The sequence below is a fragment of the Streptomyces odontomachi genome, from assembly GCF_024435355.1.
In the GTDB taxonomy this organism is placed as follows: Bacteria; Actinomycetota; Actinomycetes; order Streptomycetales; family Streptomycetaceae; genus Streptomyces; species Streptomyces odontomachi.
Window position 1 is genome coordinate 26,919 of the sequence record NZ_JAMJWG010000023.1, and the last position, 26,396, is coordinate 53,314.

A 26,396-nucleotide genomic window follows, 5' to 3' on the forward strand; every position below is an offset into this window, starting at 1 on the left:
GGATTCCCTGTGACCGGCGCGTCGACGTCGGACCCGCGTGGGACCCGCGGGGGACCCGCGTCGGTCCCCCGCGCCGGCGCCGTCCGATGCCACCGTGAAAGCACCGGTCAGCGTGGGCTCACCGTCTCCTGCAACCAGATGTCCTGGAACGCGAAGCGTGCCGCTTCCACTTCGTGCCGTTGGTCGGCGTGCAGCACTCCGAGTGCGTACGCGGTCGACGGCGCGATCCGGGGCGTGCGGGCCGCCGCGGCAGCCGCTGCGGCGGCCTCGGACGCGTCGCGGTGGCGGTCCAGCGCCAGCCCGGCCTCGGCGAGTCGTAGATCGATCGGGTCCGCGCCGGGCGCACTCGTGCCGTGCGCCGCCTCGGCGGGGCGGGCCTCCTGGGCGCGCTCCCGCGGGGTGCCGCGCCCGTCCCGCGCGCCGGCGTCATGGAACGCGACGGACGCCTCCGTTGCCTGCTGGCACGCGCCGAACAGCACCTCGCGCGCATAGCGGTGCAGCCGCAGCAGCAACCGCACCTGGTGCCAGGGGGCGTCCTGCGACTGCGGCACGGGCTCGGCGGCGAGGCCGTACATCAGCGCGTCCGCGTTGTAGGGGCGCCCGGCCCGGCAGAGCGGTAGCGCGGTGACCGCCTCGGCGAGCCGGGTCTCCGCCTGGGCGGCCAGTACCTTCAGATCGGTCTCCGGGGCGCCCGGCGCCAGCGGCACCTCGCTGGCCAGCACGGCGACCCGGTCGGCGACCGCGTGGAAGCGGGACGATCCGAGGGCCTGCAAGGCCGTCGAGTGGGCACGGGTCCGTACCAGCGTCAGCTGCCGTTCCAGCAGGGCGCCGGCCTTCGCTGCACCGATGGTGAGGCTCCCCGCCGACGGTGCCCCGCCGCCCGGGAGACGCACCGGATTCGGGGGACCCGCAGAACTGCTCCCGGGGCTTTGCTGACTCGCCTGACCATGCAACGTGTCGGGACCTCCGAGGCCTGCGGGACCTCCCGCCGGCCGTCCCGCGCCGCCCGCTCGTACCGCCACCGCCCCGGGCCCCGTTGCCCCACCGGTCGCCGGATCGCGTGGTCCCGGCACCAGTACGGCGCCGGACAGCCGGTGCAACGCCGCCAGCAGCCTCTCGAGCCGTGCCGCGCTGGCGTGCTCGTGGCCCAGGGTGCCGGAGAGCCAGGCCAGCTCGGCACGGAGCGCGTCGGACCAGTCGGGTTCGAGCAGCGGGCGGAAGGTGTGCAGGGTGCCGCCGATCCGGCGCGCGGCGTGCCGCAGGTCGCGCGCCGCCTGCGCGGACTCCTCGGCGCCGCTGCCCACGCCCCCGCTCTCGCGGTGCAGTCGCAGCGCCCGTAGGAACGCCGTTGCCTGCTGCTGCAAGTACGTGCTCAGGGCGTTCCCGGAGTCGGCGTCGACTCCGGTGCTGCCGGTGCTCTCGCTCATGGTCCGTCCCCCTGTGCCGCCCACCTGGCCTTTGGCGGATGTACCGCCCAACCGATCCCTGGCGGGTGTACCGCCACACCGGCCCCTGGCGGGTGTGCCCCACCGATCCCTGGCGGGTGTGCCGCCCACCCGTTCCGTGGTGGACGCGCCGCGCACCTGCCGTCGGGGGCGTGCGCCGCGCGCCTGATCCCCCACGGCCTGCGCGGACACGGCCTGCGCGGACCCCGTCGGCGCCCATCCCCCTCGGCACCTGCACGATCACGGCGTTGCTCCGCAGGATCATGGTGTTGCTGTGCCACGCCGGCGCCTCCGGGCGTCTATGAGCATCTCCTGCACGTTGCGCAGGGGACGGCCGGCCGGGGGCATCTCCCAGCCCTTCGGGGTCCCCCCACGCGGGCGGTCCCCCGAGGCGGAGTCGGATTCGTCCGTGGTGTCCGTGGTGTCCGTGGCCGTTGCGTGCCGGGTCCAGTTGCCGTCCGGGCCCAGGTGCCAGGACGCGGTGGAGTCGCTCATGCCCATGTCCAGCAGGCGGCACAGGGCCGCCCGGTGGGCCGGGTCCGCGACCTTGACGAGGGCCTCGATACGGCGGTCGAGGTTGCGGTGCATCATGTCGGCGCTGCCGATCCACACCTCGGGGTCACCGCCGCTGCCGAAGGCGAAGATCCGCGAGTGCTCCAGGAAACGGCCCAGCACGGACCGCACCCGTATGGTCTCGGACAGGTCCGGCACGCCCGGTCGCACCGCGCAGATGCCGCGCACCCAGATGTCGACGGGCACACCGGCCCGGGAGGCGAGGTAGAGCGCGTCGATGACGGCCTCGTCGACCATCGAGTTGACCTTTATGCGTACCGATGCGGGCCGCCCGGCGCGGTGGTGCTGCGCCTCCTTCTCGATGCGCGAGATCAGGCCGTCCCGCAGGGACCGCGGCGCGACCAGCAGCCGGCGGTAGGTCTCGCGGCGCGAGTAGCCCGAGAGGCGGTTGAACAGGTCGCTCAGGTCGGCGCCGACCTGGGCGTCGGCGGTGAGCAGCCCCAGGTCCTCGTAGAGCCGGGCGGTCTTGGGGTTGTAGTTGCCGGTGCCGACGTGCGAGTAGCGGCGCAGCATCTCGCCCTCCTGGCGCACCACCAGCGACAGCTTGCAGTGCGTCTTCAGGCCGACCAGGCCGTACACGACGTGGCAGCCGGCCTCCTCCAGCTTCCGCGCCCACTTGATGTTGGCGACCTCGTCGAAACGGGCCTTCAGCTCGACCAGCACCAGCACCTGCTTGCCGGACTCGGCGGCGTCTATCAGCGCGTCCACGATCGGCGAGTCACCGGAGGTCCGGTACAGGGTCTGCTTGATCGCCAGCACGTCCGGGTCGGCCGCGGCCTGCTCCAGGAACGCCTGGACGGAGGTGGAGAACGAGTCGTAGGGATGGTGCAGCAGCACGTCGCGCTCGCGCAGCGCAGCGAAGATGTCCGGCGCCGACGCGGACTCGACCTCGGCCAGTTCGCGGTGGGTGCCGGCCACGAACTTCGGGAACTTCAGCTCGGGGCGGTCCAGCGACGCGATGCCGAAGAGGCCGGTGAGGTCGAGCGGGCCGGGCAGCGGGTAGACCTCCGCCTCGCTGATCTTCAGCTCACGCACCAGCAGGTCCAGGACGTACCGGTCGATGGTCTCCTCGACCTCCAGGCGCACCGGCGGCCCGAAGCGGCGCCGCATCAGCTCCTTCTCCAGCGCCTGGAGCAGGTTCTCGGCGTCGTCCTCCTCGACCTCCAGGTCCTCGTTCCTGGTCAGCCGGAACATGTGGTGCTCCAGCACCTCCATGCCGGGGAACAGCTCCTCCAGGTGCGCGGCTATGACGTCCTCCACGGGGACGTACCGCTGCGGGGAGGCCTCCAGGAAGCGGGAGAGCAGCGGCGGCACCTTCACCCGGGCGAAGTGCCGGTGGCCGCTGACCGGGTTGCGCACCACCACGGCCAGGTTCAGCGAGAGGCCCGAGATGTACGGGAAGGGGTGCGCGGGGTCGACCGCGAGCGGGGTGAGGACCGGGAAGATCCGGTTCCTGAAGAGCGTGAAGAGGCCCGCCTGCTCCTTCTCGGTGAGCTCGCTCCAGCGGACCAGGTGGATGCCCTCGTCGGCGAGCGCCGGGGCGACGTCCTCCTGGTAGCAGGCGGCGTGCCGGGCCATGAGCTCCCGGGCGCGGGCCCAGATCATCTCCAGCACCTCGCGTGGCTGGAGGCCGGAGGCGGAGCGGGTGGCCACGCCGGTGGCGATGCGCCGCTTCAGGCCCGCGACCCGGACCATGAAGAACTCGTCCAGGTTGCTGGCGAAGATCGCCAGGAAGTTGGCCCGCTCCAGGAGCGGGGTCTGCGGATCCTCGGCGAGCTCCAGCACCCGCTCGTTGAAGGCGAGCCAGCTGCGCTCCCGATCGAGGAAGCGCCCCTCGGGCAACTCCGTGCCCCCTGCACCCTTCCGCTCTTCCTCGTAGACGTCGAGGTCGGCGTCGAGATCCGGCTCGAGACCCGGGCTGGACGTGGCCACGGTGTGTGGCCGGTGCGCAGCCAGGGAGCCCACGGAGGGCTGCGCGTGCTGGACCGGGGCCGGTGTCTGCGCGTCGGGGTGCTTCATGAACCCATTGTTCCGCGCAGGCCGCCTTGCGGGCTCGCCAGACGGCACGGAGGTCGGCCGGGACGTCCCGTTCGGTGGCGGTTCGGACACAGCGGGCTGCATTCCGCGAGGGTCGCAAGCCAGTCTGAATCGATGGTTACGGCGATATGACGTGCAGGACATCGTGGGACGACTCCCCGGCATCCATATGTATGCCGAATGCGTGCAGGGCGACGTATGTCGATGGTGCATACAGCATGCGATTACCATGCATAACGGGCATGGCTCCCGTGCGTCGCCGTCAGGTCTCCGTCCTGTACATCAGGTCCGTCTCGTACGTGGTGAACCCGAGCCGTTCGTACACCCGCACCGCGGCGGTGTTGTCCGCGTCCACGTAGAGCATCGCCGTGGGCAGCCCGGCGGCGGCGAGGTGCCGTAGCCCGATGAGGGTGAGCGCGCGCCCGAGGCCGCCGCCCTGCGCGCCGGGGCGCACCCCGAGCACGTAGACCTCGCCCAGCTGGTCCTCGGCGTGCACCTTGGTCCAGTGGAACCCGATGATCCGGCCCTGCGCGGGCTGTCCCACCGCACCCGCGGCGGCCGGCCCAGCGGTCCGTTCGGCGAGGAAGAACCCCGCGGGGTCGAACCATGGCTCGGCCTTGCGGTCGTCCAGGTCACGCTGGGTGAGCGACCCCTGCTCGGGGTGGTGGGAGAACGCCTCGGCGTTCACCGCGAGCCACTCCGCGTCGTCCGCGCCGGGCACGAACGCGCGCACCCGCACATCCGGCGGGAGCACCGGCTCCGGCAGGGCGAGTCCGGTCAACGGGCGGCGCATCTGGCGCAGTTCGCGAAAGAGCGTCATGCCGAGCACCTGCGCCAGGTGCCGGGCCGCCGAGTGCCCGCCGTGCGCCCAGATGCGCAGCCGCTTGCCGGTCTCCGCGAGCAGCGCGGTGCCGAGCGCCCTGCCGTGCCCGCGGCCGCGGTGGGCGGGCGCGACGACCAGCTCGGCGGCGGGGGCCTCCACCGGGTCGGTCTCCTCCAGCTGGGCGTAGCCGAGGAGTTCGCCGTCCATCGAGAGCAGCAGGTGCCGCACGCCCGCGCGCGGGCCGCCGCGCAACCGCAACCGGCCCTGTTCGGAGACCGCCGTCTGCCCGTCGACCTGCGCCGCCTCGGCGATCAGCGCCAGCGCGGCTTCGGCCTGCGCAGGGGCGAGTTCGTCGACGGTCTCGATGCGCCGCAGGGGCGGGGGCGTGGGGATGTTGGTCATGAGTACGAGATTACGGCGGGTGGCGTCGTGAGAGGGGATGGGCTGCCTCGGTGCCGGGCGGTGGTCACCCGGCGGGGCTGCGGTCCGGCCACCGCTCGGGGCGGCGGCCGGACCGCGGTGGACCGCTGCTCGAACCGTGGCTCAGAAGTGGTCAGAAGTGGTCAGAAGTGGCTCAGACCGTGGCCGCCGTGGGCCAGGGGGCGTGTTCGGTGATCAGCCGGCGCATCGTGCGTACCTCGCGCGGGCTGTTCCAGCCGAGCACGCCGACCACCCTGCCCTGGTACCCGTAGCTGGCGACGAACCGGTGCTCGTCCGGGTCGCCGTGCGTGATCTGGCACGGGGCGCCGGCCGGGAAGATGCCGTACGCCTGGATCTTGGTGTCGTACTGGTCCGTCCAGAAGTAGGGGACGGGTGCGAACGGGCGGTCGTCGCCCAGCAGGTTCCCGGCGACGGCCATCGCCTGCTCCGTGGCGTTCATGCGGTGCTCGACCCGCATGCGGGTGCCGAAGAGCGGATTGTGCCAGGAGGCCACGTCGCCGGCGGCGTAGACGTGCGGCGCCGCCCGGCACCGGTCGTCGCAGACGACGCCGTCGGCCAGCGGCAGACCGGAGTCGGCCAGCCAGCCGGTCGCCGGGGCGGCGCCGACCGCGAGGACGACGACGTCGGCGTCCAGCGCCGAGCCGTCGGCAAGTTCGAGCCCGATCACCCGCCCGGCGGCCGACCGGAAACGGGTCACGCCCACCCCGAGGCGCAGCACCACCCCGTGGTCGCGGTGCAGTTCTGCGGCCCGTGCGCCGATCCGGTCGCCGAAGAGGCGGTGCAGGGGCGCGGGGGCGGGGTCGACCACCGTGACGTCGCGGCCCATCGTGCGGGCCGCGGCGGCCACTTCGCAGCCGAGGAAACCGGCGCCGACGACGACCACCTTCGGATCGCCCAGCAACCGGGTGCGCAGCGCCAGCGCGTCATCGAGGGTGCGGAGCAGGTGCACACCGGCCAGATCGGCACCGGGCAGGCTGCGGGGCCGCACCCCGGTGGCGATGACCACGGCGTCGTAGTCGACGTGACCGACGTGACCGACGTGGCCGTCGTGGCCGTCGCCGTCGAGCAGCACGCGCCGCCGGTCGACGTCCAGGCCCACCGCACGCCGGCCCAGCAGGAACTCGGCGTCGAGGGCGTCGAGCGCCGTGTCGTCGCGCAGCGCGGCCCGCTCGGGTTGCCAGGAGCCGGCGAGGACCTGCTTGGACAGCGGCGGACGATCGTAGGGCGGATGGGGTTCGTCGCCGATCAGCGTCACCGTGCCGTCGAAGCCGCGGCGGCGCAGGGCCTCGGCGGCGGTCAGACCCGCGGCCGAGGCCCCCACGACGACCACCCGGTGCAGCGGCATGCTCATTCCTCGACGGTGATGGCGAGTGCCGGGCACAGCAGGGCGGCCTGCCGGACGTCCTCGGCCCGCTCCGTGGGCGGGTTGTCGTCGAGCAGTACGACGACGGCGTCGTCCTCACGCTGGTCGAACACGTCGTCGGCCGCGAGGACGCACTGGCCGGCGCCGACGCACCTGTCCTGATCGATCGTTACTTTCACCGGAGGTTCCTCCTCGGACGATTCGGGCGGTTCGGACGACGGGGGCGGGCGCAACGGGTCACCGAGCCTCCGGGTCACCAGGTCACGGGCAGTTCGTACACGCCGTAGACGAGCGCGTCGTGCTTGAACGGCACCTGGTCGAGGTCCACCGCCAGGCGCAGGCCGGGGATACGGCGGTAGAGCGTGCCGTAGACGACCTGGAGTTCGACGCGGGCCAGGGGCTGCCCCAGGCACTGGTGCACGCCGTAGCCGAAGGCGAGGTGGTGCCGGGCTTCGCGGTCGACGTCCAGCCGGTCGGGGTCGGGGAAGGCGGCGGTGTCCCGGTTGCCGACGTCGGTGGGGAAGACGACGCCGTCGCCGGCCCGGATGGTCTGCCCGCCGATCTCGATGTCCTCCAGCGCGACGCGACGGCGTCCGGAGTGCACGATCGTCAGATAGCGCAACAGCTCCTCCACGGCCCGGGCGAGCTGCTTGGGGTCGTCGGCTTCGCGGACCCGGGTGAGCTGGTCGGGGTGCTGGAGCAGGGCCAGGGTGCCCAGGGCGATCATGTTCGCGGTGGTCTCGTGCCCGGCGACGAGCAGCAGCCGGCCCATCTTCGCCGCCTCGTGCCGCGTCAGCTCACCGGTCGCCACGCGCTTCACGGCCAGGTCGGAGAGCAGGTCGTCGCCGGGATGGGCGAGCTTCTCGCCGACCAGGTCCTCCAGGTAGTCGATGATCCGCCGCTGGGCCGCCAGCGACTCCTCCGCCGTGGAGTTGCGGTTGATCGTGATCTTGCTGTTGGCCTGGAAGAACTCGTGGTCGGCGTACGGCACACCGAGCAGTTCGCAGATCACCAGCGACGGCACCGGAAGCGCGAAGGCGTTGACCAGGTCGACGGGTTTCGGGCCGGCCAGCATGGCGTCGATCAGATCGTCCACGATCTTCTGGATGGCCGGCCGGAGCGCCTCCACCCGCCTGATCGCGAACGGGCTGGTCACCATCCGGCGCAGCCGGGCGTGCTCCGGGTCGTCCATGGCGATGAAGGACGTCGCCTGCGTGCGGGCGGCCTTCTGCCCCGCGGTGGTGTGCGGGTACGCCGGCAGGGTCACGTCGGCGCTGATGCGCGGGTCGGACAGCAGCGCGCGCTGGTCGGCGTGGCGCGTGACCACCCAGGGCGTCTTGCCGTCCCACAACCGGACCTTGGTGATCGTGCCGTCGGCCAGCATCGCCCCGAGCGCGGGCGCCGGGTCGAACGGGCAGCCGGCCGCTCGGGGCATCGGGAACTCCGGTAGGCCGGAGGTCGATTCGTCGGACAGTTCGCCGGACAGCACGGAGACGTCGCTCACGGTTCAGTACCTCCTGGGGGTGGGGGTGCCGCGGACCGGGGGGATCGGGGTCCGCGGGTCGGCACTGGTCAGAGCAGGTGTCGGCACGGGGCGGGGCGGGTGTCGGCACCCAATCAGGGCAGATGTCGGCAGGTCAGGGCGGGGGGTTCGGGCCGGGCGGGGAGATCCGGTCGGCGTTGTCGATCAGCCTCTCGACGATGGGCAGGGCGACGTGCATGGCGAGCGCGAGGGCGGCCTCGTCCTCGGCGGGCAGGGTCTCCAGCAGCGCCGCCAGCCGGCTCCGCCGGGCCTGACGCAGCTCGAACAGCAGCGCGCGGCCCGCGTCGGTGATGTCGACCAGCGCGGCACGACCGTCCTCGGGATCGGGCACCCGGGTGGCCAGCTCCTGCCGTACCAGCCGTTGGACGAGCTGGGTCATGGACGGCTGGCTGACGCCTTCCGCGGCCGCCAGTGCGGTGAGGCGGACCGGGCCTTCACCTTCGAGCGTGGAGAGCACCGCGCCGGCGATGAGGCTGAGGTCCTGCCGTGCGCTCACATGGCGCACCATCAGCTTGGCCACCCGCTCGATCGACTCGGCGATGCGCTCGCGATCCCGTTCGTGGCCGTGCCCGTGGCCGTGCCCGTGGCCGTGCCCGTGGCGAGGCTCGCGGTCGTGCTCATCCCTGTGCTCGTGCTCGTACCCTGCTCGTTCCACCCTTGATTTATATCCTTGGCCTATACAACCAAACAATCAATCTGGGGGAACGGCGAGACTTGGCCTGATTCTCTTCACATTTTGCATAGGGATATGAAGTTACTGCCACCGGAAGGTCGGATCGTGACGGTGCCGCCCCGGCGGCCGGTCAGCCCTTCCCCGTGGATATTCCCGGCAAAGCGGAAGCGAGGGTCACAGTAATCGGACCGTCATCTGCAAGCCCCTGTATGACTACGCGCGTTGACCATAAGCTGCCGTACGGCGGAATTTGGCCTGCGGACCCGCAGCAGCGGTTCGGAGCCGGCCGTCGAGGCTCCAGAACCAGCGTCACACCCAGGGGGAAACGTGTCATCGAGGGCTCGCCATCGGCGCAAAAGCCAACGTACGCAGCGACTTCTCACCGCTCTCGCCGGTCTGGCCACGGGGGGTGCGATGCTCGCGACGCTGCCGAACGGCGCGCAGGCCGGCCAGGTCGAGCACAGCCCAGCGGGTGCCGCGTCCCGCACGGTCGACGTGCAGATGCTGTCGTTCAACGACTTCCACGGCAATCTCCAGCCCCCCACCGGTTCGTCCGGCCAGATCGCCGAGACCGGGCCGGACGGCACGACGAAGCAGGTCGCGGCGGGGGGCGTCGAGTACCTGGCCAGCTCGCTGCGGACGGCACGCGAGGGCCACCCGTACTCGGTGACCACGGCGGCGGGCGACCTGATCGGCGCCAGCCCGCTGCTCTCCGGCCTCTTCCACGACGAGCCCACCATCGAGGCGATGAACGGCCTCGGGCTGGACGTCACCAGCGTCGGCAACCACGAGTTCGACGAGGGCGCCACCGAGCTGGCCCGCATGCAGAACGGCGGCTGCCACCCCGAGGACGGCTGCTTCGAGCAGGGCAAGACGTTCGAGGGCGCCGACTTCCCCTACCTCACGGCCAATGTGACGGACGAGAAGACCGGCAAGCCGATCCTCAAACCGTACTGGGTGTGGAAGCACAACGGCGTCAAGATCGGCTTCATCGGTGTGACGCTGGAGGGCACGCCGAACATCGTGTCGGCCGAGGGCGTCAAGGGCCTGAAGTTCCACGACGAGATCGAGACGGTCAACAAGTACGCCAAGGAACTGGACCGGCAGGGCGTGAAGTCCATCGTCGCGCTCATCCACGAGGGCGGCATGCCGGCCTCCACCTCGTACAACTACGACTGTGACTCCCCGGGCGCCGGCGACGGCGTCTCGGGACCGATCGTGGACATCGCCAAGGGCATATCGCCCAAGGTCGACGCGCTGGTCACGGGCCACACCCACCAGGCCTACGTGTGCACGATCCCGGACCCGTCCGGCCGGCCGCGCATGGTCACCTCGGCGTCGTCCTTCGGCCGCCTCTACACCGACACCACGCTGACCTACGACCGCCGCACCGGTGACATCGTGCGCACCAGCGTCGAGTCGGCGAACCACGTGGTCACCCGCGACCAGCCCAAGGCCGCCGACATGACGGCCCTCATCGACCGCTGGAACAAGCTGGCCGAGCCCGTCGCCAACCGCCCCATCGGCTACATCGCGGCCGACATCAGCAAAGGTGACGCCCCCGAGGAGCCGCTCGGCGACCTGATCGCCGACGCCCAGCTCGCGCACGCCAAGTCGCTCGACGACAAGTCCGTCATCGCGTTGATGAACCCGGGCGGCGTCCGAGCCGACCTGACGTACGCGGCGAGCGGCAGCGAGGGCGACGGGGTGGTGACGTACGGCGAGGCGTTCACGGTCCAGCCGTTCAGCAACACGGTCAACCTGGCCGACCTCACCGGCGCCCAGCTGATCACGGTGCTCCAGCAGCAGGTCAGCGGGGCCAACGAGGCATCACCGAAGATCCTCCAGATCTCCGACGGTCTCACGTACACCCTCGACATGACCAAGTCGGGCGCGGACCGCGTGGTCACCGACTCCGTGAAGCTGAACGGCGTGGCGATCGACCCGGCGGCCACCTACCGGGTCGCGATGAACAGCTTCCTCGCCGGCGGCGGCGACGGCTTCCCGGAGCTGGCCAAGGGCACGAACCCGCTGGTCGGCGAGGACGACCTGGCCGCACTCGCGGACTACCTGACGGCGAAGTCATCAGCGGACGCACCGCTGCCGGTACCGGCAGCGGACCGGATCACGGTGGTGGGGTAGCGGTAGCCGTAGCAAGAGCGGCACCGGTAACGGTTCTGGTTCCGGTTCTGGTTCCCGCTCTGGTTCCGGTAACGGTTCCGGTTCCCGCGGTGGTACGCGGGACTTCGGGGGCGGTGGGCTTGGGCCTGTCGCCCCTGATGGGTTGTCAGGGACGCTGGTGTGACCAGGGAACGTCCACGTGTGTCGTCAGCCCGCCGCCGGCGTGGGCGTGTCGTCGGCCTGGATGTCGAACTTGATGTTGTCCCCGTCGACCGAGGTCACCGTGACCGTCACACCCAGGGTGCTGCCGTCGGACGCCGTGAGCGTGCAACGAGTGGTGGTGCCCTTCTTCCCTTCGAGGTCTTCGGGGCAGGCCATGTCCGGCTTGGGCTGATTCATCTTGGCGGCGAGCCGCTCGGCGACCGTGTCAGCCAGCTTTTCCTTGGACATCTTCGGGGTGGTCTCTCCCACGCTGACTGATGCCGAGCAGCCGGCGAGCAGCGCGGCCGTGGCCACGGCCGAGAGGCCGCATTTTGCCGCGGACGGACGGGTCTTGATCATCGTGAGTTCCTTTTCTGTTCTTCCGGAGAAACCGGGAGCCGTGGGCGTGCGCTCATTCTCTGCCGCCTGGCGGACGGACGCCTGGCGACGCGTCCGTCCGCCAGGGGCCTTGACCGCTGCCGGTCTTCGGTTCACAGCGGCACATGATGTCCGCAATAATCTCAAGTCATGGACCAACTGCTGGGAATTTTGCTGAATGTGTTCTTCTTCGCTGCCATCGCAGGAATGTTCGTCCTGGTCATCCGGATGTTCATCAGCTCGAACAAGGAGGACAAGCGCATCCGACAGGGCTGGTCGGAGCTCGGCCGGTTCACCGCGGAACATGGCTGGACACATGAGCAACGCGCGCGGGGACAGGCCACTCGGTACTGTGGCGTGGGGCCCATGCCTGGCAGCGGGTCGGGCCTGAGCGCCTGGCACCACATCACGGGGGAGTTCCGTGACCGCGCCTTCGCGAGCTTCGAGTACCGCGCCGTCAATGCTTCTGGTGATCTGGGCGAAGGTAAGAAACGGCCCATCATCCACACGTTACTCATGGTCTCGGTACCTGGCTCGGGGCCGGCCACGGAGATTCTCCAACCGAGCAAGCTGAACGTGCTGCTGGACCGGAGGCCCAGCATACGGCTCGGCATCCCCGAATTTGATGAGAAATTTCGCGTTGTCACCGGAGACGAAGCATGGGTCCGAAACCTCCTGAGTGACTCCGTGGTGTCTTTCCTGCTCACTGATCCACGCGCCAAGAGGTTCGAGCTTGAACTTCGCCAGGACGAGTTGTTCACGTGGTACAAGGGCACCCTGTCTCCACACGCCCTCGAAGAGGGCTTGAACTACCTGTGCGACGTGCTGGACCGGATTCCCACGCAGGCATGGACTGCGGCCTGAACGAAACCGAGTGCCTCCTGGATCGGCGCCAGGACGGCGCGAAGCGGATGACGAGACGCTAGGCAGGGGCCTCGTTCTCCGGACGTACCGTGCCAAGGAACTCCTGGAAGTCGCCGACGACCTCGTCGAGTTGGTTCCGCTTCGCGGTGAGTACGATCTCGATCACCGCGCGCTGCGCCGGATGGTTGACGTCCTCCATGCCGAGGTACACCTGGCTCTGGCACAGCTCTATGGGCTCTCCCCGCAAGGTGGTGGAGAGAATGACGTTCTGGACCACCCCAGGCGAGTCCGTCAGACCTGGGATGTCCGGTGTGCCCACGTTGGTCTTGCTGACGACCCGCACGGGCCCACCCTGCGCCAGCCTGGGCACGGCCTCGTCGGCGATCTGCGACATGGTGGCGCCGTCGTTGCGCATCGTGCCGGAGATGGTGATGTTCGCCGTGAACCCGCCGTCGATGGAGGCGGGATGGATGGCGACAAAGGCGACGTTGGGCGCTCCCACCTCGTCCGGCGGTGCCGCCTGCCAGCCGCCCGGCAGTGCGAAGGAAAGCTTGATCGGCAAGGTGGCTGTCATGGTGAATCCCCATCTTCCAGTGAACGTCGACCGAGGTCAGGACAGGACTTAGAGCAAGCTGCCGACCGTGTGGTCCCAGGCGCCGCCCACGGCATGTCCCGCGTCACCGAGCGTGTCGACCACCTTGCCAGGATCGACGGTGATGTTGCCGCCGACCTTGCCGCCGAGTCCCAGCCCGATCCCGGCTTCTCCGCCGATGGTGAACTTGCCGTCCTTCATGCCCAGGTCCGCATTGGCCTCGGCGCCCACACCCGCCCATCCCTCCGCGGTCCCACCGACGCCAATGCCTCCGATGTCGGCGGATCCCGACCCGGAGACCTTCCCTCCCGCGAACGCCTCAGCACCGGCGTGCAGTCCGTCCTTGCCGACGGACGCCTTCACCGACGCGTCGGCGCCGACGTAGGCCTTGCCCTCGCCTTGGAGAGCGAAAATGCCTTTTTCCATGCTGCCGTTTGCGTAGGCCTGTGCCAGGTAGGCGGACCCCGAGGCGCCGACCTGTGCCCGGCCGTTTGTGACGCTCGCACCGACGGAGCCGTCGGCGCCGAGCACCGCGATGCCCGCCCCGCCCTTCAACGTGATACCGCCTGCTTTCGTCTCACCAGAGACGCCGGCCTCCCAGGCGTTGGCCTTCCCCGACCACTCGGCCAGCTTGATTTCCACGTCGGGTTTCTTGCCGGGGGTGGCTCCGTCGCCGTCCTCGGACTCGCCGGGCTTGTTCCGCAGGTACCAGTTACCGTCGTCGTCCTTACCGAACTGCTTTTCCCTGCGGCGCCAGTGGCTGGCCTCGTCCTTTTTCCACTTCTTCTTCTCCTTGGTCCATGCCGAGGGAGAAATGGCACTCTTGGCGACGTTGTGGTCTTCCCACCACTTCTTGGCGTCGACGCCGCTCCTGGTCGCCACGAGCCAGTCGGGGCTGTCGGCTGCGCTCCCCGCGAGGTCGTCAAGCTTCTTGGTCAGCGCGTCGGCCGCCTCCTTGAGCTGCTTGCGCGCGGAACTCAGCAGGTGTTCGGCGCCCTCGTGGTCCCCGTCCTTCCACGTGAGGATCGCCGTCCGGGCCTGACCCTGTGCCCAGGTCAGAGTGGAGGCGTAGGTCTTGACCGCCGCGGAGGCTCCGGACATCGCGTCGCTCGCGAAGTACCAGTTCTTCTTCTCCTTGGCCAAGGTGGGCCAGAAGACATTGCTGGCCTCGCCGATCCAGCCCTTGATGCGCAGGTCGCGCAGGGCGTCGCCGATGTCATTGAACTTCTTGGCCCACTTGTTGAGGTCGCTCTCGAGGTCGTCCAGCTTGCCGGGCTCTCCCGGGATGAGGTCCTTTGGGTCGTCCGTCGACCCGAGGCTGCTTCCCATGGCTGCGCTTCCCCCGCCCGCGCCTAGACCAGCACCGTCTTGACGGACTTGACTGCCTGCTTGATCGCCAAGTCCGTGTCCTCGTAGTCACCGTTGGCCTTGTGCAGGCCCTCGGCCAAGGTCGCCGCACAGTTGGCGAGGAACGCGGACCCCGACTCCCACGTCGCGCAGAAGGTCACCAACGCCGCTGCCGCGTCGTCGTCCCCGAGCTTCGGGGCACCTTCCGCCGGATCGCCTAAGTCCACCTTCTTGACCGGTTTGAGAATTTCCAAAATGTCCGCCCCACCCTTTTTGAGAGTGCCTGGACTTACTCCCAGATCGCCAGCCACGGCAGATCCCCCCGTTTTATTAACTCCGCCTTGTGCGGAGCCACTTCTTTGTCGAGCAGCGCACGCTAGCACCCGACATGCACTGGAAGTTGTCGTTCTGGGCGGGTCACAGCCCTGGTCACCTGCCGCTCAACCGTTCCTTTCTGTATTGGCTACAGAACTAATCCGCTGGTCGGCGCGTCGTCCCGGGGGCGGCCGGGCGACTACTGATGGCGCAGTCGGTGGTGGACGCACCGCTTTCGGCCGCGTCGGTTGACCGGATCTGAGCGGTGCAATGACTCTTTCGCCCGGCGGACAGCGCCCCCGCGAGCGCGGGAGGGCGGACTGCAACCGCGCGCCCCTGACGCGACGTCATATCGTCCGATGAGGCGTCACTAGACGTTCGTGATCGGGTGGGGACACCCCGGTGTGACAGGAGCGACCATGGCCAAGGCCACCACCAAGCGAACCGCCTGGTTCGTGCTGTGGGCGGTCGTCGCCGCGATTTTCGCGCTCGCCAACGTGCGGGTGTTCGTGCCGGGCGCCTCCGACGACTACCGGCCGAGATGCGACCACCAGTGGATGCAGCCCGGCGACGCCTGCATTGGCAGCGGCGGTGGCTCCTACGACGAGATGGTCCACGACCACGAACGCAACCAGGAGCTTCTGTTCCTAATCAGCTGCCCGCTGACGTTCGTCTTCACCGGCCTCGCCATCGGCGAGCGACGGCGCGCCAGGCGCATGAAGCGGCGGGTGGGGAAGGCGTCCTGACCGGCTTCGCCCGCGCGTTGGCCTGGTCGGTATGACCACTCTCGTGTTCATCGTCGGTGACGCCTCCGCGTCAGGTCACGTCTCGCCCAGCTGGCCGGCCACCAGCCGTCCGCCCCGGCTGTCCGCAATGCGCAGCACCTCCTCCAACGACTCCGTGGACCGGATGAGGGCGAACCGCACGGCGCGCTCACCCGCCTTCGCGTCGCCCAGCACCGCCCGCGCGCCCGCGAGCACCCGCGTCCCCGAGTCCAACTGCGCCGCCTCGATGTCGTCGGCGAGCTGGGACATGAGGCTGTCCTCATCGTCGGTGTTGAGGTAGCACGGCTTGCCGTTCTCTCCGGTCCAGGGGAGCAGGCGGAGTGGGGGGTGTTGCGGTGTCACGCCGCCGTTGCGGCCGGACCCTCGGTCGATCATCCGTGATGCTCCTTGCGTGGTCTCTGCGGCTCTCGTTCCGTAATTTCCGTTTGATGATTCATGGTTACGCATTCGGCGTACGCTGCTACAGAACGTGATAACTGCCGGTGGGCAGGACAACGGGAGGGGTGTGCGGTGACGGGTACGGGCCAGGGTGACCGGGGCGTTCAGGGCAAGCAGGGCGAGCAGTCCACCGAGGGCGACAGCCGCCCCCGCGGCGACCGGACCAACGAGGAGTCGGGCCGCGCGGCCCTGGGACGGACCCTGGCCTACCTACGCGCGAAGGCCGGGAAGTCCCTGGCCCAGCTCGCCGAGGAGACGGCTTACGACAAGAGTTACTTGTGGCGCCTGGAGGTGGGGCAACGGCTCTCGAAGAGGGCCGTGATGGAGGACCTGGACCGCTACTACGGGACCGGGGATCTGCTGGTTCGGCTGTGGACGCTGGCGCGGAAGGATGTGTACGAGGATCGGTATAAGGAGGCCGTGCGCCTGGAGGCGTCGGCGACGATGATGCAGATCTATACGCCGGGCATGCCGGGCTTGTTGCAGACCGAGGATTTCGCCAGGGCGACGATGTCACCTCCGTGGTTCAGCTACGAGGAAGCTGAGTTGGCCGAGGAGCAGGTTGCTGGCCGGATGGCCAGGCAGCAGCGGCTGGCGGGAGGCTCCCCGCCTGATGTGCGCTTCCTCATCGACGAAGCGGCGCTGCGACGCCCCCTACCGGACGCCAGGATCTGGGCTGGCCAGTTGCGCAGGCTTGTCGAAGCCACGGCCCAACCGTCGCTCGTCATCCAGGTACTCCCTTTCACCTCGGGTGCCCACCCGCTAATGAACGGAGGAGGCTCGTTGACCCTGCTCTGGCAGGCGGACGGCAGTGCGGTGGCCTACATGGAAGGCAACGCCTGTGGCGAGGTGTTCGAGGAACAGGCAGTGGTCACCCGGTACCGCCGGATCTACGATCGGCTGAGGGACCAAGCGCTGTCCCGGAGGGACCAAGCGCTGTCCCCGGAGGACTCGGCGGCCTTCATCAAGGGCATGTGGGAGGGGCATCAGTCGTGGAGCGCATAGACCTGAGCACGGCCATATGGCGCAAGTCGAGTCACAGCGACGGCGGTTTGAACAACTGCGTCGAGGTCGCCGACAACGTCCCCGACCTCGTCCCCGTCCGCGACAGCAAGGCCCCTGACGGCCCGGTGGTCGTCTTCGCCACCGGGACATGGAGGACCTTCGTCGGAGCCGTTCGGGAGCAGAACGCGTCGTAGCAGCCAGTAGTCTCAGCCGCTCGGGCAGCCTGGCTCATGTATGCGGGCTATGAGCCGAACCGGGGCGGGCGACGAGCCTCTCATTGGGTGGGCAGGGCGCGGTTACTGAGCCCCTGTCCACCCTTTTTGCGGCGTGTCGCTGGGTCACCGCTGTATGACCCGATTCAGACCCGCCCACCTCCCTCGTTGCCTTACTCGCATGACAACGCAACGGTACGTAACTACGGTTGACTTCGAACTGTGACGTAACGATCGCTGACGGTAGGCGTAGGGGGGCTGGTGACGCTTGACAGCGGTGGCCACCTGGTCGAAGGGGTGCCGCACGAGGAGCAGTTCAGGTTGTTGATCCTGCCCGACAGCGGCTCTGCTGGGAGCCAGCGAGGCAATGGTCACAAGGCCTTGACCCTGGACCCCACTCCACTGTTTACGGTGAGCCGGTCCCACACAAAGATCCGAGCGCTCGTGGGGCGGACCAGCGTCACCCTCAAGCCCTGGAGGCTCCACTGCGAACCGAAGCGCCCGATAACCCGGACCATCACGCTCGTCCAAGCCGTTCTCAACCTGCAACTGACCAATCGGGGTGAGGTTGGGAAAGGCTTAGTTTCGGACATTGAGGGATGCCAGCGCCTCCCGCCGACACGCCGTCGACGGGACCGCGTTCGACGCCGTCGCTACCCGAAGACCAGGCTCGCCCCCGAGGCTCTGCTGCCCACAGGCTGCACCGATCCAAGAGCTCGACTAAGTAATGAGGCACTCACGTGGCATGGGATGAATGGGAAAAATTAAAGGCTGAAGCAGCGGAGAAGAAGTCGGCGAGAATGGAGATCAACCATCTCCAGGACACTAGTTCCGGCGGAGGATCCGCCGGCAGCGGTGGCGACTTGGTGGTCCACCAGGACGACTTGGGCGCGGTCGGACACGAGGCCTTCATCCTCCACGACCATCTACGCAAGCAGACGGACATCGCCGGAGCTGGGGCTGGCAAGGGACACGCGGGTTCCAATATGCAGGCAGCTGCTTCGCTCAAAAGCCATGGCTTTGACATGGGTCCCGCAATCGAGAAGACCGTCGACGTGTGGACGACTCAGGTGAAAACGGTCCTCCAAGCCTGCGCTCACATCTCGAACCACCTCGACTTCAGCAAGAAGCTCCACAGCAAGGACGATGAACGAATCGCGGCTGATCTTCGCGGCAGAGACGGCTCGGCCATGCCCGTTTCGCGAATCAACGAGTATTTCAAGTAGGAAGGCCCGAAGGTGGCGCTCACTTACACAGACTTAGTCGAGGTCGACCTGGGCCATCTCGGCACGGCGGTGTCCGATTGGAAAGCGACCGTCGCCCATCTCAAGACCTTGGCCCACGATGCCAAGACCGGAATGCAGGCGAAGTCGGAATCTGCACGCTGGGCAGGTGTGAATGCCACGGTAACGCAGGGATTCATCAAGAAGACCGCCAAAGAGATCGGTGACCTCCACACTGAGGCGAAAAGTATTTTTCAAGTTCTCGACGACGCCCATCAGGAACTGGTCAAGCTCCAGCGTAGTACTCGGCATCTGGTGTCTGAAGCCCAGGGCAAGGGATTCGTCATCACCGATGAAGGTGACAGTACAGTCAGCGTCGCCGACCATGTTGCACCTGGTGAACCTGCCAAGCCGGAGCAACTGGAAAAGGCAAAACACTACGCCAATCAAATCAGCTCCAATCTCGGCAGGGCCAACGATATTGATCAGTCAGTTAAGTTGGCGCTAGCCAAGGTCCATGGAAACGATCAGCACAACGCGGGCCATCACACGTACAAGTCACTCAACGACGCGCAGGCCGAGCGAGCAGTGGAACTGGCTCGCAAGGGCGATCACATGACCGACAAGGAGCTGGCTGAACTCAATCGCATCCTGAAGTACAACAGTCGGGAGAAATCGCCCGACGACCCATCCAAGATGGATGGTGAGTTCGCCACCGAATTTTATAAAGGCCTTGGTGGTCCGAAGAAAGCTCTGGAATTCTATGCTGAGATGGCGACGGACGGTACGGAGAAGGATGCCGGTAAGACTCGTCTGGATGGCGTAGCAGAACTCCAACGCAACATGGGCTTCGCGCTGGCTAGCGCTACCGATCCAGATTCTCGGCGTCACCTACCGGCGAGCTGGGGTACCGATTTTCGCCGACTGGGGACTCAGAAGATCGAGTGGCAACAAGGCCTCATGTATCAGCCTTACGGATACCAAGTGCTCGGCGGAATTCTGCGGTACGGCGAATATGACCCGCGATTCCTTGATCCGATTGCAGAACATGTCACCCAGCTGCATCAGAAGGATCCTGATAAGTTCATGACGCATATTGGTTCTGGGCAAGGGGACCGGTACGGTTTTAATCCTTCGGGGAAGGTGGGATCCGGGGAGGACCCCCTGACCAGCGTGCTGGAGGCATTGGGACACAGTCCGGAAGCCTCGGAGAGGTTCTTTACGGATACTCCGACAGCGTATCTGGAGGATGGAACTCCGGATCGGAGTGGGAAAGTCAAATTCAATTCGTATTTCGATCTCTTCACGGATAAAGATTTCCAGTGGAATGCGGATTCCAACGATCCGGACATCTACGGGAATCTTGACAAGCAAGAAGAAGCTCGAAATTTTGGCCCCGCAGCACTTGGGCACGCACTCGAATCTGCCGCAACGGGAAGCCCGTATGGCGATGAAAGCGGACCGGCTCTTCCGCACTCGAGGGAACAGGCAGATTTGGTCAGTCGTATTGTTAACAAATTTGGTGCGGAGCCAGAGTTGCTTCACCATAACGAGAATGGCGATATCGAAGAAGCCTCGGGCCCGCTTTATGCCATGCGCGACAGCCTCGGCGGAATCGTTGCCGACTATATGGGCGACTTCCAGGGCACGTTGGCGAAGGAGAATGGCGATCAGTTTGAGCCCTTTGGCGCGCCTGTCGCTATGAGAAATGCGCAGGTGCAGGCATTTCTTTCGGAAGTTGGTCAGGATCCAGATGCCTATGCGTCCATCACGAGCGCACAACAAGCGTACACCGCCCACGCCGTGAGCGACGTGGTAAATGGGCAAAGCGACTCAACTGTGCCAGACGCAGAGCGCATCAAGAATGCGGTGCGGCCGGGTGGAATTATTGCAGGAATCATGAGTGAATCGCGGGCCGATGCCGTTCTGGACTATCACACGGCTGCCGACAAGGACTTCAATGAAGCCGCTTCGGATAAACAAAAATGGGTCAATCGAATCCTGGGTTTCGGAACGGATAAGGCAGGGCAACTACCCATTGTAGGCGCCCCCATTGGCTGGGCTTCGGAAGACATTCAAGAGAGCATTATGAAGAGTATCGAGCACGACAGTGCGGCTGAGGCGCAGCGTGATGCAACGGATGCCTACTCAAACGGGCGCGATGCGGCGATGGAATCGGCCAGGACTGCGGTCGAAGTTGCTACACGGGGAAAGTATAACTGGGATACGGTTAGTGATCTCATGAATTCTGCTGCCGGTGCGGCAGATGATGGTCATTCAGCGGGAGTGGCAATGGGTACTGCAACGGATGGATAGGAAATGAAGAGGCAGGTTGGGGTAGGAATAGCAATTATGCTTTTTCTGGTCTGCGAATCTGGATGCTCAGGAAAAGGAAAAAATTATGAGGTACCCGCGGCGATCTGCGGTATCTCGATCGAGCGATCCACTCTGAAGCAGCTGCTCCCCGATGGTGACAAGCTGCGCACTGTGAGCGATCACACGGCAAGGGTTCCGGAACATCGCTTCTGCGACGTGTATGTGGATGATCATACGGCGCTGTCAACCGAAGGCGTCTGGGAAAAGGCGGGGTTCACGGCGCAGCAAGCCGCTAAAGACAAATTAATCTTCCAGACGCGCTCGGAAAAAGGTGGAAAATATGCAGTCTGGGAATATGGTGCTGCCACCGTAATTGACTGTGCGAATGTGAAACAAAAAGCCGCACGATTTTCGATCGAAGTTGAGCTCGTAGATCATGAGGGTGACAAAGGAGAAAAGATAGCAAAATTCTTGAGCGGCTTTGCTGCGGGATACAAAAAAACTCTCCCGTGTGAGAACTGATCCGGCGATGCCCGGGCCCTCGCGGCCCGGGGCCGTGCGTCTCTCCCCGAGCCGCATCGACCCCGTTCCCTTGACTCACCCGAGCCGCGCCGCCCCCGCCACCCCCGGCGGTGGCGTAGTCGCCCCCGGTAGGCGGACCGTCACCAAGGTGCCGCCTCCCGGGGCGGGGTGGAGGGTGACTTCGCCGCCGCTCTGTTGGACGGTGCGGGCGACGATGGACAGGCCGAGGCCGGAGCCGGGGAGGCTGCGGGCCGAAGGGGAGCGCCAGAAGCGGTCGAAGACATGGGGGAGGTCTTCCGGGGCGATGCCCGGGCCGTGGTCGCGTACGGTCAGGACGCCATGTCGCAGGGCCACCTCGATGGTGCCGCCGGACGGGCTGAACTTGACCGCGTTGTCCAGGATGTTCACCAGGGCGCGTTCCAGTGCGGGCGGCTCCGCGCGTACGTACCACGGGTTGAGGTCCGTCGTGATCGTCAGCTCGGGGCCGCGTAGCCGGGCCCGGCCGAGTGCCGTCTCGACGATGTCGTGCAGCGCGACCACCCGCACCTTGTCGGGGTGCTGGCCCGTGTCGGGGCGGGCCAGTTCCTGGAGGTCGCCGATGAGCGCGGCCAGCTCCGTCATCTGGGCCTTGACCGAGGCGAGCAGCGCCCTGCGGTCGTCGGGCGGGATGGCCCGACCGGTGTCCTCGCTGCGGGCCAGCAGTTCGATGTTGGTGCGCAGGGACGTGAGCGGGGTGCGCAGTTCATGGCCGGCGTCGGCGATGAGTTGCGCCTGCCTGTCCCGTGACGAGGCCAGGGCCGCCGTCATCGAGTTGAACGAGCGGGACAGTCGCGCGATCTCGTCCTCGCCGTCCACCGGGATGCGCACCGTCAGGTCCTCGGTGCGGGCCACGTGCTCGACGGCGCCGGTCAGCTCGTCCACCGGGGTGAGCCCGGCGCGGGCGATCCACAGCCCGGCGGCGCCCGCGCCGATCACGCCGATGCCGGCGACGGCGGTGAGCAGCAGGGCGAGCCGGTCGAGGGACTTGTCCATCTCGTCCAGTGGCCGGGAGATGGAGACGGCGCCGGCGGGCTGCCGGGGCGCGGGCTGGGTCCACACCCGTACCCGCTGGCCGTCATCGGTAGTGGCGTCGTGCAGTGTGCTGGTGCGGGCGCCGACCGCCACCTCCTGGTCGGCGCGCTGCACCGGCACGGCCTTGGAGCCGTCGCCGACGCACCGCGATCCGTCCGGCTGTACCACCTGCACGTAGACGAAAGCGGGTGGGGCGTTGCCGCCGGTCTGCGAGTCGTGCTGGCAGCGCGCGAGAAGCAGCGCCACGTAGTTTTCGTTGGCGCTGGAGTTCCGCAGGGAGTTGTCCAGCTCGTCCTGCAACTGGGTGCGGGTGAGCAGCCAGCACGCCACCGCCGCCGCGGCCACCGCGATCGCCACGGCGGCGGCGACCAGCATCGCGAGGCGGGAGCGGAGCGGGAGCGCGCGGAACCAGGACATCCGGCGGGGTCCGTCGCCGCCGGGGGTGCCGTGACCGCCGGGGCCACCGGGACCGTCCGGCTGCCCCGGGCTGCCGGGGTGACCGGGGCCGCCCGGCTGGCCCGGACCCAGGCTGGCGCCCGCCGGAACTCCGCCGGGCCCGCCCGGGACCCCACCGGACCCGACCACGACGCCCGGATCGCCCGGCATCCCCGAGCCGCCCGGCATCCCCGGACCGCCCGGCATCACCGGGCCGACGCCGCCGCCAGGGCCAGGCGCGTAACCGTGCCCCGCACGCCCGCCGCCGCCGGGACCGTAAGCGTGTCCGGCGTCCCCGGGGACGCCCTCGGCCTGCCATGTCCCCCGTCCCGTACCGCTCACTCGGACCCGCCCGGCCGCAGCACGTAGCCGACGCCGCGCACCGTGTGGACCAGGCGCGGCTCACCGCCGGCCTCGGTCTTGCGGCGCAGGTACATCACGTACACGTCGAGGGAGTTCGATGACGGCTCGAAGTCGAAGCCCCAGACCGCCTTCAGGATCTGCTCGCGGGTGAGCACCTGGCGTGGATGCGCGAGGAACATCTCCAGCAGGGTGAACTCGGTACGCGTCAGCTCCACCCGCCGGCTGCCCCGGCTGACCTCGCGGGTGGCGAGGTCCATGCGCAGGTCGGCGAAGGCGAGCACGTCGTCCTCCTCGGCCTGGCCGGCCGTCGCCGCGTAGGTGCTGCGGCGCAACAGCGCGCGGATCCGGGCGAACAGCTCGTCCAGCTCGAAGGGCTTGACCAGGTAGTCGTCGGCTCCCGCGTCGAGTCCGGTGACCCGGTCGCCGACGGTGTCGCGCGCGGTGAGCATCAGGACCGGCACGGTGCTGCCGGACGCCCGCAGCCGCCGGGCCGCCGTGAGCCCGTCCATGCGCGGCATCTGGATGTCGAGGACGAGCAGGTCCGGCCGGTACACGGCGGCCTTGTCGAGCGCGTCGGCGCCGTCCACGGCGACCTCGGTGCCGTAGCCCTCGAAGGCAAGACTGCGCTGGAGGGCCTCGCGCACGGCGGGCTCGTCGTCGACGATCAGGATGCGCTGTGGTTCGCCGTCGGCGGGGCTCATGGGTGGGTTCCTCGGGTCGGATCGGGTCGGGTCGGATCGGGGTGGGGCTGGCTGGTATCAGCCTCGCATGTCATGCAGGGGAGCCGACCGGTATCGGGCCGGTGGGGGAGGAAGGTGGAGGGCAAGAGGGAGAAGTAAGAGGGTGGAGCAAGAGGGAGGAGTGGGGGAGAGGGACGTGGGGAGGGGCGTGCGCCCCGGGGGCGCATGATCCCCGGGGCGCCGGTCCCGCGGGCGTCAGCTGTTCGATCCCCCGCTCCTCAGCTGGTCCAGGTCCGCCTTCACCGTGTTGATCGGTATGGCGAAACCGAGCCCGATGCTGCCCGCCTGCGACGACGAGCTGCTGTCCTGGGAGGACGGCGAGTACATGGCCGAGTTGATGCCGATGATCCGGCCGGCCATGTCGATCAGGGCGCCGCCGGAGTTGCCGGGGTTGAGCGAGGCGTCGGTCTGGATGGCCTTGTACGTGGTCGTGGAGGACCCCGTGTCGCCGTTGAACTGCCGCCCGCCGAACTCGAACGGCCAGCTTCCGTCACCGCCCTGCCCCTGGCCTGAGCCGCCCTGCTGGTCCTCCACCGGCACGGTCACATCGCGGTCGACGGCGGAGATGATGCCGCTGGTCACGGTGCCCGTCAGACCCTCGGGTGAGCCGATGGCGACGACGTCGTCCCCCACCTGGAGGGCGTTGGAGTCACCGAGCGTGGCGGCCTTGAGGCCGGACGCGTTGTCCAGCTTGATCAGTGCCAGGTCCTTCTCCGGGTCGGTGCCGACCACCTGGGCGGTGTAGGACGTGCCGTCGCTGGCCTTGGCCTTGATCTCGGAGGCGCCGGCGATGACGTGGTTGTTCGTGACGACCTCGCCGTCGCGGGAGACGATCACGCCGGAGCCGGTGGACTGCCCGCCGCTCACCGCTGCGCTGACCTCGACGATGCTCGGGCTGACCGCTGAGGCGACCCCGGCGACGGTGCCCCGGCTCGCCTTCGACACGGGCGTGCCGGCGACGGCGGACGCCGTGCTGCTTGACTGGCCGGTGAGCTGCTGCACGGCGTATGCGGTGCCGCCGCCGACGGCGGCCGCGACCAGGGCAACGGCGGCCAGCAGGGCGACGGGTCGACGGGCCCGGCGCGGAGCGGCAGCGGCGGCGTTCGGGTCGCCCATGCCGCCCACGCCGCCCGCGCCTCCCATGCCGTTCATGCCGTCCAGCGGCGGTACCGGGGGCGGGCCCGCCGGCGGCATCGGGTGACCGCCCGCGGCGGCCATGGCCGGGAACCGGGTGGTCGTCGCCGAGTCGTACGGCGGCGGGAACGAGGGTGTGGCCGGCGCCGGGGCCTGGCCGATCACCGAGCCCGACACCGCGCCGGACATCGGTGCGGGGGCCGGGTACGTCGACGGGGCTTCGGGCTCGTACGCGGAGCCCTGGTGCCCGGGGTACACGGTGGCGGACTGCTGGGAGGAGTCCTGAGGATACGCGTCGCTGCCGCGGAAGCTCTCGGTCATGGCACCACCTTGTCCGGCCATCATGAGAACTCCCTGAGGGCCATGTGAGAAGCCCGGCAGAAGCGCGTATGCCCGCAGAAGCGCGTATGCCCGGTATTGCCACGCCCGTCCCGCTTCCGCGCACTGTCATCACGGGGCGTCCATCGCCCCACCCTCGCGCCCTACGGCCACCACAGCGCACCCGGAGTCAGAAGCAGGCTGAGCCTGCTGTCAGGGTTTCTTGACATGGCGAGGCTGTCAGGGAATCCTGACGGCATGAGCGCTGAAGAGTCGCCAGCCGCAGCGCTGGCCGCACAGGTGACCAACAAGGACCCCGCCGTCGGGCTCCAAGCCGTCGTGGCGCTGCGGCGGCTGCTGGAGGAGCTGGAACGTCTGCACGTGGACAGCGCACGGGACCAGGGCTGGACGTGGCAGAGCATCGCAACGGCGCTGCGGGTCAGCAGGCAGTCCGTGCATGAGAAGCACGCGAGCAGGCGCAAGGCCATGGGCAAGGAGGACTAACCGACATGTTCGACCGATTCACCGCACTCGCGAAGCGCGCCGTGGTCGCGTCCCAGGACGCGGCCCTGTCGATGGGGCACGACTTCATCGGCACCGAACACATACTGCTCGGCCTGGCCTGCACCGCCGGCACCGCGAGCGAGGTGCTGCGGGAGCACGGCGTCGAGCTGGAGCGGATGCGCGACGAGACCGTACGCATCCTTCAGGAGGCGGGGGTGCCGGCCACCGGGGGACAGGCAGCCAAGGACGCGCTGTCCACCCTCGGCATCGACGTCTCCGAGGTGCAGCGTCGCGCCGACGAGACGTTCGGCCCGGGCGCCTTTCAGTTTCCCCGCCCGGCCTACACGCCACGGGCCAAGAAGGCCCTGGAACTGACCCTGCGTGAGGCGATGGCCCTCGGCCACCAGCAGTTCGACACGGAGCACATGCTGCTCGGCGTCCTCGCGGAGGGGGAGGGCGTGGGCATCCAGGTCCTGAACGCACTGGACGTGGACGTCAGCGCGGTACGCCAGTCGATCCTCGACCGTGTGACGCGCCAGGCGTCGTAGGCGGCAGGCGTCGTAGGCGCCAGGTGTCGTGATGGGCAGGCGTCGTGAGCGGCAGGCGTCGACGCG

24 protein-coding genes and 1 pseudogene are annotated in these 26,396 nt (G+C 68.2%); 10 read left to right on the forward strand and 15 right to left on the reverse strand.

Translation table 11 applies throughout. The features are described 5' to 3' along the window. Positions 1–107: 107 nt before the first annotated feature. The 7 genes from NQO67_RS34755 to NQO67_RS34785 form a co-directional block, all read right to left on the reverse strand. Positions 108–1,427: a CHAD domain-containing protein gene (locus NQO67_RS34755; protein ID WP_255954419.1), complete on the reverse strand. Its 1,320-nt coding sequence runs from the start codon at positions 1,425–1,427 to the stop codon at positions 108–110. A gap of 279 nt (positions 1,428–1,706) precedes the next feature. Then, positions 1,707–4,139 (reverse strand): RNA degradosome polyphosphate kinase, encoded by a 2,433-nt coding sequence (locus NQO67_RS34760; RefSeq protein ID WP_374119234.1) that lies wholly within the window; start codon positions 4,137–4,139, stop codon positions 1,707–1,709. A 178-nt stretch (positions 4,140–4,317) separates the two neighbouring features. Then, on the reverse strand, positions 4,318–5,280 hold the full coding sequence (gene mshD, locus NQO67_RS34765; protein WP_255954421.1) for a mycothiol synthase: 963 nt from the start codon (positions 5,278–5,280) through the stop codon (positions 4,318–4,320). A 172-nt stretch (positions 5,281–5,452) separates the two neighbouring features. Continuing rightward, on the reverse strand, positions 5,453–6,670 hold the full coding sequence (locus tag NQO67_RS34770) for an NAD(P)/FAD-dependent oxidoreductase (protein ID WP_374119235.1): 1,218 nt from the start codon (positions 6,668–6,670) through the stop codon (positions 5,453–5,455). After that, complete coding sequence (locus NQO67_RS34775; protein WP_255954422.1) at positions 6,667–6,861, reverse strand: ferredoxin; 195 nt, start codon at positions 6,859–6,861, stop codon at positions 6,667–6,669. Before NQO67_RS34775 ends, NQO67_RS34770 begins: the two co-directional genes overlap by 4 nt. A gap of 74 nt (positions 6,862–6,935) precedes the next feature. Then, positions 6,936–8,117, reverse strand: coding sequence for a cytochrome P450 (locus NQO67_RS34780; protein WP_255954537.1), 1,182 nt, complete (start codon positions 8,115–8,117; stop codon positions 6,936–6,938). A gap of 202 nt (positions 8,118–8,319) precedes the next feature. Next, positions 8,320–8,880, reverse strand: coding sequence for a MarR family winged helix-turn-helix transcriptional regulator (locus NQO67_RS34785; RefSeq protein ID WP_255954423.1), 561 nt, complete (start codon positions 8,878–8,880; stop codon positions 8,320–8,322). Positions 8,881–9,312: 432 nt separating this feature from the next. Between NQO67_RS34785 and NQO67_RS34790 the strand changes: the two genes are divergently transcribed. Continuing rightward, entirely contained in the window at positions 9,313–11,040 is a 1,728-nt protein-coding gene (locus NQO67_RS34790; protein ID WP_305126641.1) for a bifunctional metallophosphatase/5'-nucleotidase, read from the forward strand. A gap of 186 nt (positions 11,041–11,226) precedes the next feature. Here the strand turns inward: NQO67_RS34790 and NQO67_RS34795 are convergent, their stop codons facing one another. Then, entirely contained in the window at positions 11,227–11,580 is a 354-nt protein-coding gene (locus NQO67_RS34795; protein ID WP_255954425.1) for a DUF4333 domain-containing protein, read from the reverse strand. A 168-nt stretch (positions 11,581–11,748) separates the two neighbouring features. Here NQO67_RS34795 and NQO67_RS34800 point away from each other — a divergent pair, with 168 nt between their 5' ends. Continuing rightward, positions 11,749–12,462, forward strand: coding sequence for a hypothetical protein (locus NQO67_RS34800; RefSeq protein WP_255954426.1), 714 nt, complete (start codon positions 11,749–11,751; stop codon positions 12,460–12,462). Between the two features lie 58 nt (positions 12,463–12,520). Here NQO67_RS34800 and NQO67_RS34805 read toward each other — a convergent pair whose 3' ends face one another. From NQO67_RS34805 to NQO67_RS34815, 3 genes and pseudogenes are all read right to left on the reverse strand, one after another. Then, positions 12,521–13,036 carry a hypothetical protein gene (locus NQO67_RS34805; protein ID WP_255954427.1) on the reverse strand — a complete coding sequence of 172 codons (516 nt, stop codon included), beginning with the start codon at positions 13,034–13,036 and terminating at the stop codon, positions 12,521–12,523. A gap of 48 nt (positions 13,037–13,084) precedes the next feature. After that, a pseudogene (locus tag NQO67_RS34810) lies at positions 13,085–14,389 on the reverse strand (putative T7SS-secreted protein); the annotation flags it as partial. Positions 14,390–14,406: 17 nt separating this feature from the next. Continuing rightward, on the reverse strand, positions 14,407–14,655 hold the full coding sequence (locus tag NQO67_RS34815) for a hypothetical protein (protein ID WP_255954429.1): 249 nt from the start codon (positions 14,653–14,655) through the stop codon (positions 14,407–14,409). Between the two features lie 480 nt (positions 14,656–15,135). Here NQO67_RS34815 and NQO67_RS34820 point away from each other — a divergent pair, with 480 nt between their 5' ends. After that, positions 15,136–15,462: a hypothetical protein gene (locus tag NQO67_RS34820; RefSeq protein WP_255954430.1), complete on the forward strand. Its 327-nt coding sequence runs from the start codon at positions 15,136–15,138 to the stop codon at positions 15,460–15,462. Between the two features lie 75 nt (positions 15,463–15,537). On the opposite strand, the gene NQO67_RS34825 is transcribed toward NQO67_RS34820, so the two are convergent. Further along, positions 15,538–15,876 carry a hypothetical protein gene (locus NQO67_RS34825; protein WP_255954431.1) on the reverse strand — a complete coding sequence of 113 codons (339 nt, stop codon included), beginning with the start codon at positions 15,874–15,876 and terminating at the stop codon, positions 15,538–15,540. A 135-nt stretch (positions 15,877–16,011) separates the two neighbouring features. Here NQO67_RS34825 and NQO67_RS34830 point away from each other — a divergent pair, with 135 nt between their 5' ends. The 5 genes from NQO67_RS34830 (at position 16,012) to NQO67_RS34850 (ending at position 21,217) form a co-directional block, all read left to right on the forward strand. Then, the gene (locus NQO67_RS34830) at positions 16,012–16,944 is read left to right on the forward strand and encodes a helix-turn-helix domain-containing protein (protein WP_308295724.1); all 933 of its coding nucleotides are present in this window, start codon (positions 16,012–16,014) and stop codon (positions 16,942–16,944) included. Continuing rightward, complete coding sequence (locus NQO67_RS34835; RefSeq protein ID WP_255954432.1) at positions 16,932–17,138, forward strand: DUF397 domain-containing protein; 207 nt, start codon at positions 16,932–16,934, stop codon at positions 17,136–17,138. Before NQO67_RS34830 ends, NQO67_RS34835 begins: the two co-directional genes overlap by 13 nt. A gap of 758 nt (positions 17,139–17,896) precedes the next feature. Next, a complete protein-coding gene (locus tag NQO67_RS34840; protein WP_255954433.1) occupies positions 17,897–18,382 on the forward strand; it encodes a hypothetical protein in 486 nt (161 codons plus the stop codon). A gap of 12 nt (positions 18,383–18,394) precedes the next feature. Continuing rightward, positions 18,395–20,695, forward strand: coding sequence for a hypothetical protein (locus tag NQO67_RS34845; protein WP_255954434.1), 2,301 nt, complete (start codon positions 18,395–18,397; stop codon positions 20,693–20,695). Between the two features lie 3 nt (positions 20,696–20,698). Continuing rightward, positions 20,699–21,217 carry a hypothetical protein gene (locus NQO67_RS34850; protein WP_255954435.1) on the forward strand — a complete coding sequence of 173 codons (519 nt, stop codon included), beginning with the start codon at positions 20,699–20,701 and terminating at the stop codon, positions 21,215–21,217. Positions 21,218–21,292: 75 nt separating this feature from the next. Here NQO67_RS34850 and NQO67_RS34855 read toward each other — a convergent pair whose 3' ends face one another. From NQO67_RS34855 to NQO67_RS34865, 3 genes are all read right to left on the reverse strand, one after another. Continuing rightward, positions 21,293–22,705, reverse strand: coding sequence for a sensor histidine kinase (locus NQO67_RS34855; RefSeq protein ID WP_255954436.1), 1,413 nt, complete (start codon positions 22,703–22,705; stop codon positions 21,293–21,295). A 356-nt stretch (positions 22,706–23,061) separates the two neighbouring features. Continuing rightward, positions 23,062–23,787 (reverse strand): response regulator transcription factor, encoded by a 726-nt coding sequence (locus tag NQO67_RS34860; RefSeq protein ID WP_255954437.1) that lies wholly within the window; start codon positions 23,785–23,787, stop codon positions 23,062–23,064. A 234-nt stretch (positions 23,788–24,021) separates the two neighbouring features. Next, a complete protein-coding gene (locus tag NQO67_RS34865) occupies positions 24,022–25,281 on the reverse strand; it encodes a S1C family serine protease (RefSeq protein ID WP_305126642.1) in 1,260 nt (419 codons plus the stop codon). A gap of 255 nt (positions 25,282–25,536) precedes the next feature. Between NQO67_RS34865 and NQO67_RS34870 the strand changes: the two genes are divergently transcribed. Together NQO67_RS34870 and NQO67_RS34875 are read left to right on the forward strand one after the other, a co-directional pair. Then, the gene (locus tag NQO67_RS34870) at positions 25,537–25,782 is read left to right on the forward strand and encodes a hypothetical protein (protein WP_255954438.1); all 246 of its coding nucleotides are present in this window, start codon (positions 25,537–25,539) and stop codon (positions 25,780–25,782) included. A 5-nt stretch (positions 25,783–25,787) separates the two neighbouring features. Further along, the gene (locus NQO67_RS34875) at positions 25,788–26,330 is read left to right on the forward strand and encodes a Clp protease N-terminal domain-containing protein (protein WP_255954439.1); all 543 of its coding nucleotides are present in this window, start codon (positions 25,788–25,790) and stop codon (positions 26,328–26,330) included. The last annotated feature ends 66 nt before the right edge of the window (positions 26,331–26,396 follow it).